Annotated in this window: 17 protein-coding genes; 6 read left to right on the forward strand and 11 right to left on the reverse strand. The window is 43.8% G+C overall.

Annotated features, from left to right (window positions below):
- A complete protein-coding gene (accC, locus tag LU297_RS00005; RefSeq protein WP_263076380.1) occupies positions 1-1356 on the forward strand; it encodes an acetyl-CoA carboxylase biotin carboxylase subunit in 1356 nt (451 codons plus the stop codon).
- 401 nt (positions 1357-1757) lie between these two features.
- On the opposite strand, the gene LU297_RS00010 is transcribed toward accC, so the two are convergent.
- The 7 genes from LU297_RS00010 to prfA all read right to left on the reverse strand — a co-directional run bounded on the left by LU297_RS00010 (position 1758) and on the right by prfA (position 12200).
- On the reverse strand, positions 1758-3428 hold the full coding sequence (locus LU297_RS00010) for a hypothetical protein (protein ID WP_263076381.1): 1671 nt from the start codon (positions 3426-3428) through the stop codon (positions 1758-1760).
- Complete coding sequence (locus LU297_RS00015) at positions 3425-5797, reverse strand: hypothetical protein (RefSeq protein WP_263076382.1); 2373 nt, start codon at positions 5795-5797, stop codon at positions 3425-3427. The genes LU297_RS00010 and LU297_RS00015 overlap by 4 nt, the downstream gene beginning before the upstream one ends.
- 106 nt (positions 5798-5903) lie before the next feature.
- On the reverse strand, positions 5904-6776 hold the full coding sequence (locus LU297_RS00020; protein ID WP_263076383.1) for a LysR family transcriptional regulator: 873 nt from the start codon (positions 6774-6776) through the stop codon (positions 5904-5906).
- Positions 6777-7055: 279 nt separating this feature from the next.
- Positions 7056-9233, reverse strand: coding sequence for a DNA polymerase III subunit gamma/tau (dnaX, locus tag LU297_RS00025; RefSeq protein ID WP_263076384.1), 2178 nt, complete (start codon positions 9231-9233; stop codon positions 7056-7058).
- Between the two features lie 24 nt (positions 9234-9257).
- Complete coding sequence (gene lysS / locus LU297_RS00030) at positions 9258-10769, reverse strand: lysine--tRNA ligase (RefSeq protein WP_263076385.1); 1512 nt, start codon at positions 10767-10769, stop codon at positions 9258-9260.
- Between the two features lie 116 nt (positions 10770-10885).
- Positions 10886-11119 carry a DUF2798 domain-containing protein gene (locus LU297_RS00035; protein ID WP_263076386.1) on the reverse strand — a complete coding sequence of 78 codons (234 nt, stop codon included), beginning with the start codon at positions 11117-11119 and terminating at the stop codon, positions 10886-10888.
- A gap of 1 nt (position 11120) precedes the next feature.
- Complete coding sequence (gene prfA, locus LU297_RS00040) at positions 11121-12200, reverse strand: peptide chain release factor 1 (RefSeq protein ID WP_263077398.1); 1080 nt, start codon at positions 12198-12200, stop codon at positions 11121-11123.
- 199 nt (positions 12201-12399) lie between these two features.
- Between prfA and LU297_RS00045 the strand changes: the two genes are divergently transcribed.
- The gene (locus LU297_RS00045; RefSeq protein WP_263076387.1) at positions 12400-12948 is read left to right on the forward strand and encodes an AAA family ATPase; all 549 of its coding nucleotides are present in this window, start codon (positions 12400-12402) and stop codon (positions 12946-12948) included.
- An 87-nt stretch (positions 12949-13035) separates the two neighbouring features.
- Entirely contained in the window at positions 13036-13800 is a 765-nt protein-coding gene (locus LU297_RS00050) for a MipA/OmpV family protein (protein WP_263076388.1), read from the forward strand.
- A gap of 66 nt (positions 13801-13866) precedes the next feature.
- Here the strand turns inward: LU297_RS00050 and LU297_RS00055 are convergent, their stop codons facing one another.
- The 3 genes from LU297_RS00055 to glnE form a co-directional block, all read right to left on the reverse strand.
- Positions 13867-14037 (reverse strand): oxidoreductase-like domain-containing protein, encoded by a 171-nt coding sequence (locus tag LU297_RS00055; protein WP_263076389.1) that lies wholly within the window; start codon positions 14035-14037, stop codon positions 13867-13869.
- Positions 14038-14134: 97 nt separating this feature from the next.
- Entirely contained in the window at positions 14135-15067 is a 933-nt protein-coding gene (locus tag LU297_RS00060; protein WP_263076390.1) for a branched-chain amino acid transaminase, read from the reverse strand.
- A 145-nt stretch (positions 15068-15212) separates the two neighbouring features.
- A complete protein-coding gene (gene glnE / locus LU297_RS00065; RefSeq protein ID WP_263076391.1) occupies positions 15213-18035 on the reverse strand; it encodes a bifunctional [glutamate--ammonia ligase]-adenylyl-L-tyrosine phosphorylase/[glutamate--ammonia-ligase] adenylyltransferase in 2823 nt (940 codons plus the stop codon).
- Between the two features lie 101 nt (positions 18036-18136).
- On the opposite strand from glnE, the gene tusD reads away from it, so the two are divergent.
- The 3 genes from tusD to LU297_RS00080 are packed head-to-tail and all read left to right on the forward strand — an operon-like array spanning position 18137 to position 19162.
- Entirely contained in the window at positions 18137-18517 is a 381-nt protein-coding gene (gene tusD, locus LU297_RS00070; protein WP_263076392.1) for a sulfurtransferase complex subunit TusD, read from the forward strand.
- A gap of 9 nt (positions 18518-18526) precedes the next feature.
- Positions 18527-18832 (forward strand): hypothetical protein, encoded by a 306-nt coding sequence (locus tag LU297_RS00075; RefSeq protein ID WP_263076393.1) that lies wholly within the window; start codon positions 18527-18529, stop codon positions 18830-18832.
- A 9-nt stretch (positions 18833-18841) separates the two neighbouring features.
- Positions 18842-19162 (forward strand): TusE/DsrC/DsvC family sulfur relay protein, encoded by a 321-nt coding sequence (locus LU297_RS00080; RefSeq protein WP_263076394.1) that lies wholly within the window; start codon positions 18842-18844, stop codon positions 19160-19162.
- An 83-nt stretch (positions 19163-19245) separates the two neighbouring features.
- On the opposite strand, the gene LU297_RS00085 is transcribed toward LU297_RS00080, so the two are convergent.
- A complete protein-coding gene (locus tag LU297_RS00085) occupies positions 19246-19788 on the reverse strand; it encodes a tRNA (cytidine(34)-2'-O)-methyltransferase (protein WP_263076395.1) in 543 nt (180 codons plus the stop codon).
- Positions 19789-19790 lie beyond the last annotated feature (2 nt).

Consider the following 19790-nt stretch of genomic DNA (forward strand, 5'->3'; position numbering starts at 1 on the left):
ATGATTAAAAAACTGCTGATTGCCAACCGTGGTGAGATTGCCCTGCGTATCGTGCGAGCGTGTAAGCAGCTTGGCATCGCAACGGTCGGTGTGTACTCAAAGGCGGATAAAGATTTGATGCATTTGCGTTTTGTGGACGAAGCAGTCTGCATTGGTAATGCACCTTCTGCCCAAAGCTATCTGAACATCAATGCCTTATTAGCAGCGGCGGAAGTGACTGGGGCTGATGCCATTCACCCTGGTTATGGATTTTTGTCCGAAAATGCTGAGTTTGCCGAAAAAGTCGAGGAAGCGGGTCTAACCTTTGTAGGGCCACACCCAGACCATATTCGTTTGATGGGTAACAAAGTTTCAGCCATTAACGCCATGAAAGAGGCAGGCGTGCCAACCGTACCAGGTTCGGTGGGTGCGATTACCTTGCATAATGCCGAAGAACAAGCTCGCAAGATTGGCTTTCCTTTGATTGTTAAGGCGGCGGCTGGCGGCGGTGGTCGTGGTATGCGTGTGGTTGAGCGATTTGAAGAACTCATCAATCAGGTGCAAGCCGCCAAAAGCGAGGCTCAAAGTGCCTTTGGCGATGACACCGTCTATATGGAACGCTTTTTGAAAAACCCTCGCCATGTTGAGGTGCAGGTATTGGGCGATGGTAATGGCAATGCTCTGCATTTATTTGACCGAGATTGTTCACTGCAACGCCGCCATCAAAAAGTGCTAGAAGAAGCCCCTGCCCCAGACATTCCAGATGATGTTCGAATGCCCATCTTGGAGGCGTGCGTGCGTGCGTGCGAGCAAATCGGCTATCGTGGTGCAGGCACTTTTGAATTTTTGTATGAAGATGGGGAATTTTTCTTTATTGAGATGAATACTCGTGTTCAGGTTGAGCATCCAGTCACCGAGATGATTACTGGCATTGATATTGTGGTTGAGCAACTAAAAATCGCTGCTGGCTACGGTCTGTCTTATCATCAAGATGAGATTACCATTCGTGGACACGCCATCGAATGTCGCATCAATGCCGAAGACCCAAAAACTTTCATGCCCTGCCCTGGCAAAATTGCTCAATTATTCACGCCAAGCGGTTCAGGCATTCGTTTTGACAGTCATCTGTATCAAGGCTATACCATTCCAAGCTATTATGATTCTTTGATTGGTAAGCTCATTTGTCATGCACAAACACGCCGTCAAGCCATTGCAAAGACATTGCACGCACTTGATGAACTGGTGGTGGAAGGCATTAAAACCAACATTCCACTACATCGTGACATCATCTTGCAAGATGAGGCGTTTTGTGAAGAGGCTCAAAACATTCATTATCTTGAAGGGCATATGCTAAAACCATCGGCAGATAAAGCCTGACATAAAAAAGCCAGTTAAGAAAAACTGGCTTTTTTATATTTACCTCACAGCTGTTTTTTTGATTGCTGTTTTATAGTCAATTCTATTCAAAACCAGACAAAGGTTTTTTGCTCAAAGTGAGCCTGCCTGCCCATAACGAAAACCCACCCGCAGGCAAGCTTGGGGCGAACGGTTTTGCTGTATAGTTTTGATATAAATTAAGTATATCAATCATGTTCATGGCTCACATCATTTAAAGCATGACAGATTTTTTTCAGCACAAGCATGAATAAAAACTGCCCTTAGCTGTTTGGCTTAGGGTGAATATCATGCCATACGACACCCTACCCATCAAAAAAACTATGGTGCAAAAAACCAATACTGCCCAACCTGCTTGTCATGCCTAATGATGACCAAACCTACTAAGGCTGTTCATTGTTAGGCATTTCATCATCTAGGGCTTCTTGACCAAAAATCAATGCAAATAAAGTTTTAAGATGATTATCTTCGCCAGCAGCGACTTTTTCGGCAAGTGTATTGCCATAATCAAGTAGGTTGATGCTATTGTTGGCGTTTGGCACACGATGTTGCTGTGGCAATCTATCAAACACTTCCATGGTTGGTGTGATGCTGGTAAAGCTATCAATCATCAGCGGTTCTTGTTGTGATAAGACATGGCTTGCACGCCCTTGTAGGACAGCACCGTTCATGTATTGTCTGTGATGAATCCAGCGAAGTTGATTGCCTTGCAATCCATAATGGCTGATGGGTCGAAATGGCGATGCTTCTATTTCATTGGTATCATGTAGATTTGCTTGATAGCCATTACTAATCATGTTGAGGCTGGCAAGCATGACATTGACCAACATTTTGCTATTAAGCTTATTTTTTGTTTCAGGGTTGGTGTTTGTTTTATTGATGTGAATGACATCAATGACACTGTCGCCCTCAGCTATTTGTCTGTCTGGCATGACATAGTCATCAATCAGCTCTGGATAGGCTTGAACGATGGATTGATACAGCGTGTCAGCAAATAAATAGCGGGCATAGTCCTTGTCTGCTTGACTGGGACTGCTTTGTAAAATCGTTGGCGTATGCCTGATGATGGCTTGTTTGTCAGCGGGCAAATTTTCCATCAAATAAGGTGTATTTAGCACCTGCTCAGGCGAAACCCAAGAAAATGCTTGGTTTGGTAGGCTTTGATGACTTTGTTTTTTGGCATCGGCGATGAATTTAAAGAGGTTTTTGCCAAAATCATCAGGCAGACTGCCATCATTGAGCGGTATAGCAAGCCATTTATCTTTCCAACCATCACCCAGCTCCTTATCCAGCATTTGGCTGGCAATCATCGCAACATTATCCGCCCACAGGTATAAAATCCCCTGCTTTAAATCCACAAAAATTGGCTGATTAAGATGAGCATGAATGTTGGTGCGTGTATAATCCATCGCAGGCAAGATGGTCAAACGACCCAGTAAGGGCTGATAGTTACCCGAGATGGTAAAATTTGATGAATTGATTAGATACTCTTTAAAGAGTTGAGATTTTTTTTGGTCGAGTTGTGTGTGCTGATGATGCTCATCAGACGACTGCCAAGCAGTAACTCCTGATTCGCTCTGCCAATCTTGCTCGAATGATTCTAGGGCTTGCTCTGCTTGTTCGGTTTCTGGGTCATCATCAAGCCAAGCACGCTGTTCTTGAACACATGCTTGATATTGAGCAAAAATTTGAGCAAATTCAGGGAGGTCATCATCGATTTGGTTTGGCGGCACTCCCTGTTCGAGTTGTTTTTTTGCCAAATGAACATAGGCTTGGCGATGAGTATCTTCACAGGCAAGCAAGGGATTTTCGCTGGCATTAAGCTCCTTAGGTGTGGCATTGGCTAAGGCTTGCTCACGAATCTGATTACCCAGATACAGATTGGTCTGATAGCCAAATGATGTGTACATCTGTGACTGCACGACCTTTGCCAATGCTTGCTGTGGGTTGGTTTGATTGATGGATGTTGAAATGGGACTGCTGGCACAGGCGGTCAAGGTGGCTATCAAACCAGCCAGTCCGATGAATTTTGGATAAGATGTTTGATGCTTCATGGTGTACTGTCCGATGGTTGATGGTCGTCTTGGTTAAGCTCAATGAGTGGTGCTTGATTTTCTCGATATTGAGCGGCTTTGTGTGCCAACATGGTTTCTTGTTTGAGTTTGGTTAGCCAAGCACTGCCATTGACCGCAGTATTATTGGAAAAAGTTTGTCTAAACTGCCCTGCCAGTGGCATTTTGTCAAAATATGCCTTGCCGTAGCGAGTTTGCACAATGGTTTGGCGTTTTTGTTGCTGCATGGTCTCTTCAAGCGTCTGCACCGTCTGTACACCTATCAGCTTGCCTTGGGCGTTGAGATAATAATAACTACTGCCGTACAGATTGATTGGTAAAATGCTGTTTATCAGCATGAATACATCGCCCACATCATTGATGTGATGCCCTTGATTGATGAGTAGCCAATCATCAATCAGTGCATGGATTTTGGCTTGGGTGAGCTGACCATCGCTGTACGAATCGGGGTGTGTGTCGATGTGCTGTTTAAGATTTTGGGCGATGTATTTGCCTATCATGCCGATGTTTTTGCCAATGACATGGGCGTCAATGTGCAGTTTGATAGCAGAAGTTGCTCCAAGTTGTTTGGCAAAATCATCTTGACGAATGTCCACTGCGGTGAATAATTCATCATCAAGACTTTCAAACAACTTAATATTTGCCTCATTGATTGCCTGATAGACGACCGCCAATGGCAATACGCCTTGCAATTGCTTAGGCATACCAAAATCCACCAAACCCTTTGGTACTTCGCTTGGCAGTGGTGCATATTGAGGCATCATCATCGCCAATATTGGCAAACCTGCCGAAACATCAGCCGTCAGCTTGTTCTGCCCCAGATTAAAACTGATGGGCAGTTGCACAGAGTAGTTGGCAGTCGCTGATTGATAATTCATGTCAATCAAATAATCCCATTTTGCCAGTGCAGGTTGATGATGACTGAGTGTGGTGACGGTGGCATGGTCGTGATAATAGGTGTTTTGGGCATTGATTTGTGCTGGTGTCTGCTTTGCCTGTTCTAGCATCGCACCTATCATACCGGCATAAACATGACTGCCCTGTCGTGCTTTGGCGACATCATTGATGGCTGTTGTACCCACTTCTACTTGACCACTTTGTTTCATTTTTTTGTATTGGTCAAACCAGTTGGTTTTATTACTGTCCGTCTCATCGGTCTGGGCATCATCAAACCAGACGGTCTTCAGATTATCCCATGCCTCATCAGCCTGTGTCAAACTTTGTATTGGCTGGGTGATGATTTTGTCCGCACCAAGTATTTGGCTGGCACGATTATCAAGGCAAATTAGATAATCGTAGTAACTTTGCAAATAGTCATCAGCGTGCTGGGTGTAATTTTTGCCCTCCGCAATGAGTGCTTGCTGCCTTTGTCTGGCAAGTGATGAGCACTGAGCACGGACAAACCCCTGATTCAGCTGTCGTTCAGTGTATTGAAGATTGATGTATGCATAGGGGTCAAGCGATAATTTTGTGCTGTCGGTGCAAGCATGAAAATTTCGATAAACCGCATCATAATCATCATAATTTTGCCCATCTAAGATAGCATGGCGACGATTTTTGGCAAGGGCTTGTTTGATGCCTGTACGATAGTTGGTGGCACATTGTTTGATGTTGGCAATGTCATCAAACTGATAGCTCTGAGCTTGGGTCTGTACAGGGTGTAGGTCATCATGGGCGGTCTGAATACAAGTATCTACTTGGGCAAAAATCTGTTTGACCGCTTTATCATCACTGGCGATGGCAGGGTTTTGACGAACAACAGTATCTAAGTCATTAGAGTTTGTCAGTAGGCACAAATACAAGGCGTCATTGATTTGTTCAATTGTTCTACCGACTTCCTTATACTCTTCACTCATGCCAATGTGTCGATTGATGACTGCTTGGGGTTCTTTGCCTGTTTGTTCATCGTCATATCGCAAATAAGGCAATTCTGGGTGCGTCATGTAGTCATCAAATGTACGAAAAGCCGCACTGTCTGCCTCATGATTTGCTTGATTTAGGGTGTATTCGTAGGTTTTGATGATGCTACTTCTGAGGTTATCCGCTCCTGCATCAATGTCATCAGGCGAGAATAATGGCGATACTTTGGTGCGATAAGTTACGACTGCATAGCGTTCCTGACTCAACTGCTCGCCAATGGCATTGGCTAATGTGGATTTGGCAAAATGTGATGGCGATACCAATGACGGCTGATGGATAGTATGCGTCGGTGGTGTCATTGTCTGACAACCTGATATGCCACCCAGTAGCAATAATGTAATCGCTGGATAGGTGTGACGCCATGAGCGTCTGGTTGAGGATTGGCTGGTGTGTTGATTGATGGTCGTCATTGCTGTTTTGTCCATATTCATTGCAATATCATAACGACATACTTTAACACAATTTGCTTATTTTTCACAACAAATCTTTTGTTTTAAAAAAACCCCGCCAAAGGCAGGGTCTTTTTGCTAATCAACATTATTTTTTAAAATAATCTTGCAATGCTTCCACGCATTTTTGGGCTTTGGCAGTCATTTGCTCTTTATTGGCAGTGACAGCACTGATACGCAAAACTGGCAGTTCATATTCTGGTAAGACGACTTGTAGTTTACCAGATGCCAACAGTTCTTTGGCAACCAGTTCGTTGGTTTTTAGTACACCATAGCCAGCGGATGCCAAATACAATGCCGTATTATAGTCATTGCTGTATAGGCGAGAATGCACACGCACGCTGGTTTTTTCGCCATTTTTTCTAAATTCTAGGCTTTCGCTAGATTTTTCGCTTGCCAAAACAATCTGATGATTGCTTAGTTGTTTTGGTGTTTCGATTTTTTCATGGCTGTTTAGGTATTCTGGCGATGCCACCAAAACTTGCTTAATGGTGGTCAAGGTTGTACCCTGATTGTTTTCACTCATGATTAAGGCCACATCGATGCGGTCTTCAATCATGTCAGCTTGATTGCCACGAGAAATAAGATTTAAAGTTAGGTTTTCATGCTCAGCAAGCCAAGTTGATAATGCTGGCAATAGGTATGCTTTGGTCAGTTCTGGCGTGGTTGCAATACGCAAGCTACCAGAAATTTCGTCTTTTAGATGGATAACGCTATCACGACCCTGCTCAGCTGCCTTCACCATTTGTAAGGCGGCTGCATAAAGACTCTCCCCTGCTTCGCTTAGGCTTAGCTTACGAGTCGAACGATGTAGTAAAGAAACACCCAAATCCGTTTCCAAAGAACGAATTTGCTGGCTGACAGCACTGGTGGTAATGCCTAATTCTTTGGCAGCACCACTAAAAGAACCATGGCGAACCACGCTCGCAAATACCGCCATACTGCGTAGATTATCTAACATAATTATTCACCTTATGATTATCTTGTTTGTTAAGAATGTAGTATCATCTTACTACTATCCAAACAAATTATCAAATATCTTTTATAAAACTATGTGTTTTAAGGAAACAATCTTAAAAGGGACGATATTATAGCTAACATTTGCCCATTATGTTTACTTAATAATGACTGCATAGTCATAAAAAATATTTGTAATTCATCATAACAACCCAAGCATTGTTTATCACTCTCAATAAGATGGTATATTATGGTTGATTTTTAAGCAATTATCAAGTATTTTTTATGAATGATTGTTGATATTTAATTTTAGATGATTAAGAACCGCTGTACCATCATCAATAATAAAGCCTTGTTGCCACAATTGTTGTATGACAGGACTGTTGGTCAATTGTGACTGCACATCAAATCGCAGTTGCACCAATCGTTGTTCTCGTCTGTTTCTAGGACTTTGATGTAAATCATCGCTCATCACGGGTTTGGAAGTTAGCTTAATATCTGGATAATGCTGGGCAATTTTGTTGGCAAATCCATCAAAACTTGTCTGCACCTGTGAATTTAGTTCAGCAACATACAGCGTACTTTCCCCATTAATTTCCCCAACCATCAGGCTACCGTCCAACAATGCCAACTCGTCAATATCAAAAATCTGATTTTGGCGAGCCAAATGTAACCAATAATCCCAAATTTCAGGTGTCCAATCGCCAGTCACCGCCACCGCCATTGGTGCAAGTCGTGCCATCATTTGCGAATGAGCAATGGGGGCTAGTGATGTTGATTGGCTACTTGCCTGAGACTGTGATTCATCATCTGATGCAGATAAGGTGTCAGTGGACAAAGATGGCACATCGTCTGATGGACTTGCTGATGAAGCATCATCAATCATCACAGATTCGTCTGCCTCAATGATGGTATGTTTAATATCATTGCTTTGTAATTTACTTGTCATGACATCATCTGACAAAGTATCCATGGCGATGTCCATGGTTTCGTCAGAAGTATCATCTATTTTGGGCAAAAGCTGCTCATCAGTTGCTACTGACTGCACGGCATCTAAAACAGCCTCATCATGGGTGATGAGTGAAGTTTGGTCATCTGCCATCATATCATCTGGATTGATGGCAGATTGATGACTAGATGGATTTGTCTGGCTTGATAAAGATACTAGGGTATCATCTTTCAAATCAAGGGCAGTATCTTTAAAGTCATCAGATGAATTGACCGCCGCAAAAGCGATGGCTTGACTGTCGTCCATTGTGGCTGGCTCATCACCTGATGATGTATCTTTGGCAGAATTGGCGATTGATACCGTCTGAGAGCCATCGGTGCTATTTTGTGCGTCAGACGATACAGGTATCTGAGCATTGGTCAATGGACGAAATGCCAACAGTCGCAAAATCGCCATTTCCAACGCCTGCATTGGGGTGCTGGCAAGAGCAATGGCTTGGCGAGATTTGCTAAGAATTTCATAATACAGTTGCAGGACATCGGCAGGAATCTGATTGGATAGTGCCTGTAATTTTTGCTGCTGTTGAACACTCAAATCAAGTGGCAACTCTGGCAAAATCTGCATCATCGCCATCTGATGAATATCATCAATCAGCGTATCCATCATCGCAGAAGCGTCAATCATCTTGCTACGCATCGTATTGATGTAGTCAGCCACTGCCAAACGGTCATCTTGATGAATCAGCTCAATCAATGCCAGCGTGTCTGCTTGATTGATTAGACCAAGCATATTGACAACAGTATCATCATCAATCTGACCACCGCCAAATGCGATGGCTTGGTCGGTCAAAGACAAAGCATCACGCACCGAGCCTTTGGCAGCGTTTGATAACCGCCATAATGCCTGCTTGCTATGGGTAATTTGTTCTTGATTTAAAATATTCGCCAAATGCCCCACCAGCAGTTCTTGGGATAGCGGTCTTAGCACAAATTGCAGACAGCGAGAGATGATGGTAATGGGCAATTTTTGGGGGTCTGTGGTGGCAAGCACAAACTTGACATGCTCAGGCGGCTCTTCTAAGGTTTTTAATAACGCATTAAAAGAGTGCGTAGAGAGCATGTGTACTTCGTCAATCAGATAAATCTTATAACGACCCTGCACAGGAGAATAAGGCACATTTTCCAGCAAGTCTCTGGTGTCTTCAACTTTGGTGCGACTGGCGGCATCAATTTCTATCAAATCAATGAATTGTCCAGCATCAATCCGCTGACAAGTATCACAAGCACCACAAGGCTGACTGGTCACGCCTGTTTCACAGTTAAGGCATTTTGCCAAAATGCGAGCGATGGTTGTCTTGCCCACGCCACGAGTGCCTGTAAACAGGTACGCATGATGCAGTCTGCTTGTATCAATGGCATTAGCAAGTGCAGTAGCAACATGCTCCTGCCCCAAAAGCTGACTAAAATCTTTGGGGCGATATTTGCGTGCCAAAACTTGATATTGCTGTGCCATCAGACCATCGCTCGCTTTGTTGTATTACTTGTCTTTGTGACGCATGTGTGGGAACAATAGCACATCACGAATGCTTGGTGCATTGGCAAAAAGCATCACAAGACGGTCGATACCAATACCCTGCCCTGCGGTCGGTGGCAAGCCGTATTCCAATGCTTCGATGAAATCAGCATCATAATGCATCGCCTCATCATCGCCTGCATCTTTTTCGGCAACTTGCTGTTTAAAACGCTGTGCTTGGTCGATTGGGTCGTTCAATTCTGAAAAACCATTGGCAAGCTCTCGACCACCGATGAACAGCTCAAAACGGTCGGTGATGTGCGGATTGTCATCATTGCGGCGAGCCAAAGGCGAAGTTTCGGCAGGATATTCGGTCACAAAAGTTGGCTGACGCAATTTGGTTTCTACCGTTTCTTCAAAAACGATGGTTTGTAGTTTACCTAAGCCAAATGATGGCTTAACTTCTTCTTTTAGGGTTTCTTTGACAAAGTTTGCCAAAAATTCTCTGTCTTGGACATTATCAGCGGTAAACTGACTGTTGTGCTCCAAGATGGCATCAACCATAGAGATTTTTTTGAAAGGACCTTTGAAGCTGTACACCTCATCGCCATAAGGCAAATCAGTCGTCCCCAAAATATCTAGGGCTAATTTTTCAAACATTCTTTCTGTCAAGTTCATCAAATCTTTATAATCAGCATAGGCTTGATAAAACTCAATCATCGTAAATTCAGGATTATGGCGGGTAGATACGCCTTCATTTCTAAAATTGCGGTTAATCTCAAAAACACGCTCAAATCCACCAACCACAAGGCGTTTTAGATAAAGCTCTGGGGCGATACGCAAAAACAGTTCCATATCAAGAGCATTGTGATGAGTGACAAAAGGACGAGCAGATGCACCACCTGGAATCACATGCATCATTGGCGTTTCAACTTCCATGAAGCGTTCGTTGGTCAAAAATGCACGCACCCCAGCCACCACTTTGGCACGAATTTCGAAGGTTTTGCGAGATTCTTCATTGACAATCAAATCCAGATAACGCTGACGGTACTTGACTTCGGTGTCATTTAGCCCATGAAATTTATCAGGCAATGGACGCAACGACTTGGTCAAAAGCTCAAAATGCTCCAAATGCACATACAAATCGCCTTTACCAGAACGACCAATATAACCCTGAGCGGCAACAATATCGCCCAAGTCCAATGATTTGATGGTGTCTAGGGTTTCATCGTCCAATCCTTTTCTGTCCACATATAGCTGGATACGACCTGTCATGTCTTGAATGACGATGAATGAGCCACGATTGAGCATCACACGCCCTGCTACGGCAGCATAGACTTTGTCGCCATTTTCAATGGTTTGTTTGTCCACACCGTCAAATCTGGCTTGCAAGTCAGCCGCATAGTCCTCTCGTTTGAAAGTGTTTGGGTAGGCGGTTTTGCCTTTTGCTTGGGCTTTTTGTTGCAGTTCTTGCAATTTGGCGTGTCGCTGAGCAATAAGTTCGTTTTCGCTGATTTGGGTTTGGGTGTCTGACATAATAAAGCCTTTTTGTTAATTTAATTGTCAATGAATGATAAAATTGATGAGTTGTCAGTTCATCGGTCTGATGCCATTGATTTGACTTTATCATCAATCATGGTTTGCTGATGGCATTACTGTTTGATTGTCCATTCGACCAATTTTAGCACCACAGGTCGTAGTAACGCCACACAACAAAAAGCGATGGGGAATGCAATGCCATACGCCCCCAGCACTCGTAAAAAATAATTACCCTCAATGCCTGTATTGACCGCCACCAGCACCGATGACATCAAAAATGCCATCACGCCCGACATATAAAACGCAAACACCACAGGGGTAAATTTGGCAGGGATAAAACCTTTCATCCTACTCCCCACTCACACTCGCCATCAAATCCGCCTGATGCTCTCGCAATAGACTGTCTAGCAATTCACTCAAATCGCCCTCCATAATCGCATCAAGTTTGTAGAGGGTTAAGTTAATGCGATGGTCGGTCATTCGCCCTTGTGGGAAATTATAGGTGCGAATGCGTTCACTTCTATCGCCAGAACCCACCAAATTTCGTCTCATATCGCTCGTTGCGTCGATTTGAGCTTGGACTTTGGCTTGCTGGATTTTTGCCACCAGCATTTTCATCGCCTTATCTTTGTTGGCGTGTTGTGAGCGTTCTTGTTGGCATTCAGCAACCACGCCAGTCGGAATGTGCGTGATACGCACGGCAGAATCGGTGGTATTGACATGCTGACCGCCTGCACCGCTAGAACGATAGGTGTCGATGCGTAAGTCAGCAGGATTGATTTCTACCGTTTCATCAATCTCAATCTCAGGCATGATGGCAACCGTGCAGGCAGAGGTATGTACTCGCCCCTGAGATTCTGTGGCTGGCACACGCTGTACACGATGAGCCCCAGATTCAAACTTTAAACGACCATAAACCCCCATGCCTGACACACGGCTGATGATTTCTTTATAGCCACCATGCTCGCCTTCATTGGCAGACAGCACTTCTACTTGCCAGCCTTGCGATTGAGCGTACTTTTGGTACATTCTGAATAAATCGCCACTAAAAATCGCTGCTTCATCGCCACCTGTTCCTGCACGAATTTCTAAGAATGCAGTCGCTTTGTCATTGGGGTCTTTGGGCAACATCAAGATATTGAGCTTATCGCCAAGTGCGTCAATGGTATTTTTGGCGGTCACAATTTCATCTTGGGCAAGCTCTTTCATGTCAGGGTCTAAGAGCATTTCATTGGCGGTTGCCAAATCTTCTTCGGCTTGCAAAAACGCCTGCCAAGTGCTAGTAATCTCGCTCAAATCACTGTGTTCTACTGACAGTTGGCGAAATTTTTTATTGTCTGAAATGACATCAGGGTCTGATAACAGATGGGTAATTTCTTCAAATCTATCAACCATCTGGTCAAGACGAAAACGCAACGATTCTTTCATCATTTTTTAATCACTTATTTTCCAAGCAATAACCTGACTATTTTGCCATATTTTTGAAAATATTGCACCGCTTTTTGTGGCTTTTGTACAAGGATTTTGCTAGGATAAAGTCAAATCATGGGCTTTTTGTCGTAAAAGTGGATTTTATGATGATGTCCATCACTATTTTATTCATGTGATTTTAACCATATTTTAAAAAATGACCAATTTGCCAGACACTCACTTTAATCCCAAAAAAATTCTCATCATCGGTGCTGAATGCACGGGCAAATCGACCCTTGCTCAGACTTTGGCAACGGTTTTTGATGGTGTGTATGTCAGCGAATATATGCGAACCTATTTGGCACAAAAACCTGATGGTTATCTTTGCCAGTACGATGATTTGATACCAATCGCCCAAGGGCAAATCAGACAAGAACAACAGGCAAGCCATCAAGGTAAACCTTATCTGTTTTGCGACACATCATTGTTGTTATTGCAAGTATATAGTGAGCATTATTTTGGTCGTTGCCCGCAATGGATTGTTAATAAAATCAAAGAGCTGTACTATGATTTGATACTTTTGACGGATAATCGTGGTGTGGTATGGCAGGCAGACGGTCAAAGGGATTTGCCTGATGGGCATGACATGATTCATCAAGCCATTTTGACACAGTTGGCAAGTCGTCATTTGCCCTATGTTGCCATCAGTGGCACGCCTGATGAGCGACTTGCCCAAGTACGCCAATGCTTGTTGGGCGATGTGTAAAATTTTGTTATATTAACGAATTTTGAGCGACTTGCATGGCTTTTTGGATTATAATATCCAAATGATGATTCATAATAGGAAAAGACCATGATTGCCAAACGCCCTACTTTTGCCATTGCTTTATTGCCATTGGTTGGTGTCAATGCACCATCGACACAGTTATCCATCGATGATACCGCTCGTCTGCGTGTTGGTATGAATGCAACTTATCACAGCAGTAGCTATGCTGCCGATGATGGTGTTGAAGTGATGCCACAGGCGTTTTTTGATAACAATCGTTGGTACATTGAAGGAGCGGAAGCAGGCTATTATCCGTTCAAATCAGACCAGCATCATCTGCGTACAGGCATCAGCTATGATGGTCGTAGTTTTGACCATGATGATGCCAAGACAGACGCATTAAGACAGCTTGATGACCGTCAATGGTCTGCCAATGCTTATGCCAGTTATATGTATGTCAGCCCTTATGGGGGATTTAAGGCAAAAGTTGGTACAGACATCACAGGTCGTCATCATGGTCAAAGTGTCAGTCTGTCACACCTAAGCAAATTTAATAAAGAAAAGCTAACCATCTATCCTGAATTTGGGGCGATTTGGTACAGCAAAAAGTACAATGACTACTATTATGGCATCTCATCAGCAGAAAGCGTGCGTAGCGGTCTAAATACCTATCAAGCAGGCAGTGGTGTTTCGCCCTTTGCAACCGTCACCGCCAGCTATCAGCTTAATGACCAAATCAGTATTTTTGGCAATCAACGCCTAGAATGGCTATCTTCTGCTCAAAAAAACAGCCCAATGACCGATGGTTCACTAGATAGCAAAACCAGATTGGGCATCAACTATCAATTCTAACAGTTCGAACCCTTGCATTAGCCTGATGGCTTACTGTGAGTGTCTTATTTTCAATCCAACACACCCCTACTGATGGGGTGTTGTTGTATTCTTGTGATTTAACTGGGCTTGTTGTGCTTCGTATGCCTGTTTTTCTTTGGCGTAGATTTCATAGACACAGTTGTCGCCACAGCCACTTTGGCAACACTCCCAATCTTCTGGCGGTTCTGGCTTGCTCAATAATGTTTGATGGTTCATGTCATGCACTTAGCGATTCAATGATGGTTTAATAACCAAACTCAATGATGGATAAAATCAAAAAGCGTCCAGAAAACCGAACGCTTTTTTTGGGATATTATTCGTCAATGAAACTTAGATAATGCTTATACTGTTCATTGCGACCTTGCACCACATCAAAATACAAAGTTTGTAGTTTTTCGGTGATTTCGCCACGACCGCCATTACCAATCACACGGTCGTCATATTCACGAATCGGTGTCACTTCGGCAGCCGTACCTGTCATGAAGATTTCGTCCGCCAAATAAAACTCATCACGAGTAATACGGCGTTCAACCACTTTGATACCCAAATCTTGGGCAAACTCAATGATGGTGCGGCGAGTGATGCCGTCCAATGCACCACCTGCAAGGTCTGGCGTATGCAGTTCGCCATCTTTGACCAAGAATAGGTTTTCACCAGAACCTTGACAAACATAACCTTGTGGGTCCATCAAGATGGCTTCATCATAGCCGTTGCGAGTCACTTCTTGGTTGGCAAGGATAGACACTGGATAATTGCTGGCGGCTTTGGCTTTACACATCGTGACATTTGGATGGTGGTGTGTGTAGCTTGATGTTTTGACACGAATGCCGTTTTTAATACCATCTTCGCCCAAATAAGCACCCCAATGCCATGCTGCAACTGCCGCATGAATGCTGTTATCCTTTGAGGCGATGCCCAATTTTTCAGAACCCACCCAAATCAACGGACGAATATAAGCTGATGATAGATTGTTGGCACGCACCACATCTTTTTGAGCTTGAATCAGTTCATCATAACTGTATGGCACATTCAACTGAAAGATGCGAGCAGAGTTTAGCAGTCGTTTGGTATGCTCTTCTAGGCGGAAAATGGCGGTGCGACCATCTGGGGTCTGGTAAGCACGCACGCCTTCAAATACTGCCAAGCCATAGTGCAAACTGTGTGTCAGTACATGCACTTTGGCTTCTGGCTGTTCAAGCATCTGGCCATCAAGCCATAATTTACCAGGTTGGGTTGCCATATTCATAAAAAATTCCTTGTGTGTTTAAGATAAATGCGACCTGATTATAGCATTGTTCTTGGGCTTTGTAATGTCTTTTTTTGGACAAATTTGATATTTTTTTATGAAAAAATCATTTGACAAAACTTTTGGTTTTTATAAATTAAACCAATCATTCTGGCAAATCATCATGCTCAAAGGTTTGTTGCCAAACTGTCTGTACATACATACGCAGTTGATGCCAAGCGGTCTCATCAACAATGCTGGTCTGCTCTAACAGTGCCAGCTCGTGTGTTTTTTTGCGTAAATCCAAATAGGCTTGGGTTAATTTTTGGCATTGTTCCAGTGTCCAGATGCCTGCATTGGCAAGCTCTTCAAAGATACGCACATTATCCGACCAAACCGCCAGATTTGGTGCAAGATGTGCATGGCTTAGCACCATAAATTGTGCCAAAAATTCGATATCTACCAGCCCACCAAAATCCTGTTTGAGGTGAAATTGTTGGACTTGACCGTGATGGTTGTTGGGTTTTGTGCCAAGATGTGATTGCATTTTTTGACGCATTTGCAGCACATCTTGTTTGACTTGGCTAAGCTCCCTAGATTGCGTCAGTACGGCTTTACGAATGCGGTCAAATTCTGCCAAGACCATCTTATCGCCACAGATGGCTCTGGCTCGCACCAATGCTTGATGCTCCCATGCCCATGCTTTATCGTGTTGATAATGCTCAAATCCAGCCACCGAACTGACCGCCACACCAGCATTGCCAGAGGGTCGCAGGCGAGTGTCAATCTCATAGGCTCGCCCATCTCGGGTCTGAGTAGCAAGATAAGTCATGATTTTTTGTACCAAGCGAGCGGCAAATTTCATGCCACTGATGGGTTTGTCGCCATCGGTTTGGGCATTTTCGTTAATGCGATGCAAAAATACCAAATCCAAATCAGAAGCATAACTCATCTCCAAGCCACCCAGTTTGCCATAGCCAATGATGGCAAACCCACAAGCATCAGGCGTGCTTCTTTGACCATCTTGCAATAGTGGATAGCCGTGTTTTTGACCCAATTCATAAAACGCACGATGCAAGGCGGATTCTAGCACCACTTCTGCAATGAAAGTGAGGCTATCCGAGACTTTCATGATGTGTCTTAGTCCAAGCACATCGGCAGTCGCCACAGCCAATACTTGATTTTTTTTGAACAAACGAATGACATTTAGGTAGCCTTCGTCATCAAAAGGCTCTACTCTAAGCAAATTTTGGCGTAAAATATCGCTTAATTCGGTCTTGTCAGGCAGATATAAATAGCGTTTTTGTAAAAAAGTATCCAGTAATACAGGATAATGTGCCAGTTCTTTGGCAATCCAAGGACTTGCTGACAACATCGGAATGAGCCTGATGGTTGCGTCTGGATTTTCGGTCAGCATGATTAAATAAATGGAACGGCGACAAATCGCTTCTAGCAGCTCAATCAGTCTGGGCAAGGCTTCGCTGGCAGCTTGCACGCCATTTTGTTTGGCGTGATTGGATAAGGCGTGCAAAATAATGGGATAGGCGTTTTTGAGGCGATCTTTGGCAACATCGTCCAAAGAAGTCACCAAACGAGATTGGGTAAACTGTGTCCAAATCGCCATCGTCTCATCGCCCAGACTTTCTTGTAGCGATTCTTCAATCTGGGTCAAATCAAGATTTTCTTGGTGTGGCGATTGCCTGTCGGTAATCATACGCCCAAAAGGACGGCTGACATTTTGGCGATGGGCTTCTAGTACAGAGCGAAAGGCAGCGATGGATTCAAACCCCAAAGTCTTGGCAAGGGCATTGAGTTCATCAGGGTCGCTGGGTAGTTTTTGACTTTGCTGGTCGTGTCGTGCCTGAATGGCGTGCTCCAAACGACGAAAAAACCGATACGCCGCAGACAGTTGCTCGCTTTCTTGGGGGTCGATATAGCCAAATTTGGTCAATGCTGACAAACACGCCAAGCAGGCAGAATCTGCCACGATGGGCAAATGATGACCGCCATAAATCAGGGCAAATGCCTGCACAATAAACTCAATATCACGAATCCCACCCATGCCCAGCTTGACATTATCTAGGTCTTGGCGTTGGATTTGCTGATTGATAATCATCGCTTTCATTTCACGCAAGGCACTAAATGCACTATAATCAATGTAGTAGCGATGTACAAAATTTTTGATGCTTTGGGTCAGTTGATTGGCAAATTCATCGCTGACGGTATTAACGATACGAGCTTTTAGCCAAGCAAATCGCTCCCAAGTGCGTCCGTGCTGGTCGAAATATTTTTGCAAAGCGGGCAAATGTATCACTAATGGCGAACCATCGCCCCAAGGACGCAGACGCATGTCCACTCGAAATACAAAGCCATGCTCAGTATTCTCGTCTAGCAAACGAATCACGCCCCGCCCCAAATCTTTCATAAATTTGTGCGTATCGATACATTTTTTGCCGTCAGTCTCGCCATTACCAAGATGCACAAACACCAAATCAATGTCGCTGGATAAATTGAGTTCTTTGGCACCCAGTTTGCCCATGGCAATGATGGCAAGTTCATCATTGATGAGTTTGTGTTTTTGGCGAATGATGGGGTTGCCGTAGCGAGCGATGAGCTTTTGGGCGACGAAGTTTTTGGCAAAAGAAATACACGCATCAGCAAAGTCTGATAACTGCCCTGTCAATTCTTCCAGCTCAATCTCGCCCAACGCATCTTGCCAAATCCATTTGACCATCAACCAATGGCGAAGTTGTCTAAGCCCTGACATTGCTTGTTGTTCGTCCATATCAATGAGCGTATCAGCATCGGCATGAGTAAATTTGGCAATCAAGTCATCAAAATCATGGTAAGATAATGATGACTGCCAACCAACAACGCCCAAAAATTCATCAATTTGGGTTTGATTTTTTTGATAAACCTGCCATGCAAAAGGACTGGCAAGTTGTAACATCTCCAACTGTTCACCGCTAGGCACAAATGCTTGGGTCATAAAGATAATCCTAATCCATTCATCATCATTAAAATCTTTTGATGCTTATTTTACACCAAAAATTAGGTTATAATAACTAAAAATTTATGGGGTCATACAATATGCACACCTTAGTTCTCGTTACCAGCATACCGCACAGCCGTCAAGCATGGCAGGCGGTCAAATTTGTCAGTCAGCAGTTGGCAGACAAGCAGTCTGTATCCGTATTTTTTTATGGCGACGCTGCCTATACCGCCAACCGCTTGGCATGGCAAACCGCCGATGTGCCAAGCCTTAGTCAAGCGTGGGTAACATTGGCTCATCAGTACAATCTAAAACTACCCGTCTGTGTCAGCACTGCCCTAGCTCGTGGCATCAGCGATGGCGAAAACAGCCAAAGACATCAGCTTGATGGCGACAATTTACTCTCGCCCTTTTATTTGGCTGGCTTGTCCGAATTGGCTTTATTGATTGATGATGACACGACTGTTGTACAATTTTAGGTGTGTTCTATGAAATTTTTAATCAACATCAGCACAGACAGTGAATTGATTGGCTATGAAGCCATCGCTTTGGCTTTTACTTTGGCAAGTTTTGACCATCAGGTACAGCTGCATTTTGATGGTGGCAGTCATCATTTATTGACCGATGATACCAGTAGGCTTTATGGCATGGTGCAATCATTGGCGTTGTACGACTTGCCCCCTGCTTGGCACGGCTTCACCCCAGAGGTGTTGGCAACCTTTGATACCAAGATTTTGGCAGTTTTTGGGGAAAAAACCGCTGATGATACAGTTGAGACGGTCTTAAATTTTTAGGAAATACACATGGATAATTTACCAAAATTAGACAATGATGGTCATCTGGTCAATCATCTAGACTGGAATGAAACGGTGGCACAAACTTTGGCGGACAGCTTGGGTGTGGTGCTTGAACCAATTCATTATCGTGTGATTGAGCAAGTGCGTGCGTTCTTTGAGCAGTTTCATCACAGCCCAGCCACTCGCCCATTGATTAAACATTTGGCAGCAACTTTACCCGATGATGAAATTAACAATCAAAAGCTACAAGCCCTATTTAATACAGGGCTGGTCGCTCGTCATGTCAATCGCATCGCAGGCTTGCCAAAACCACCAAATTGTCTATGAGTTTTGTGATTATGATGAATTCAATGATTTTAAAATTAAGAGAAAGCGGCACAAGAAATATTGCTTGATTTAAGCCAATAAAGCTAATCTGTTTTTTCTGGGTGACTGCTTAGATAGTGATAACCCACACTTTCGCCCACATCGCCCACGAAGCCAAACTGTCGCCACACTTCATATAGGCAGATGGACGCTGAGTTGGCAAGATTAAGACTGCGAGATTCTGGCAACATCGGTAATCTTAGCCAGTTTTGCTTGCCAATATCATCACGCACCACTTCTGGCAGACCGTCTGTTTCTGAACCAAACACCAACGCAACAGGCGAATTGTCATCATCAACAAAAGCATATTCATAAAAAGGACGGCTAAATTTGGTGGTCATCGCCACGATTTTAACGACCCCTTTGCTCATCAGTGATGCTTTGCAACTTGCCCAATCGTCATGCACCTGCATTTGGGCATATTCGTGATAATCAAGCCCTGCTCGTTTTAGCTTGGTGTCATCAAGCTCAAAACCCAAAGGACGCACCAAATGTAATTTTGCCCCTGTATTGGCACACAAACGAATGATACTGCCCGTATTATTGGGGATTTTTGGCGAATATAAAACAATGTGAATTAGGCTCATAA

Origin of the sequence: Moraxella nasicaprae (genome assembly GCF_025643275.1) — a bacterium.
In the GTDB taxonomy this organism is placed as follows: Bacteria; Pseudomonadota; Gammaproteobacteria; order Pseudomonadales; family Moraxellaceae; genus Moraxella; species Moraxella nasicaprae.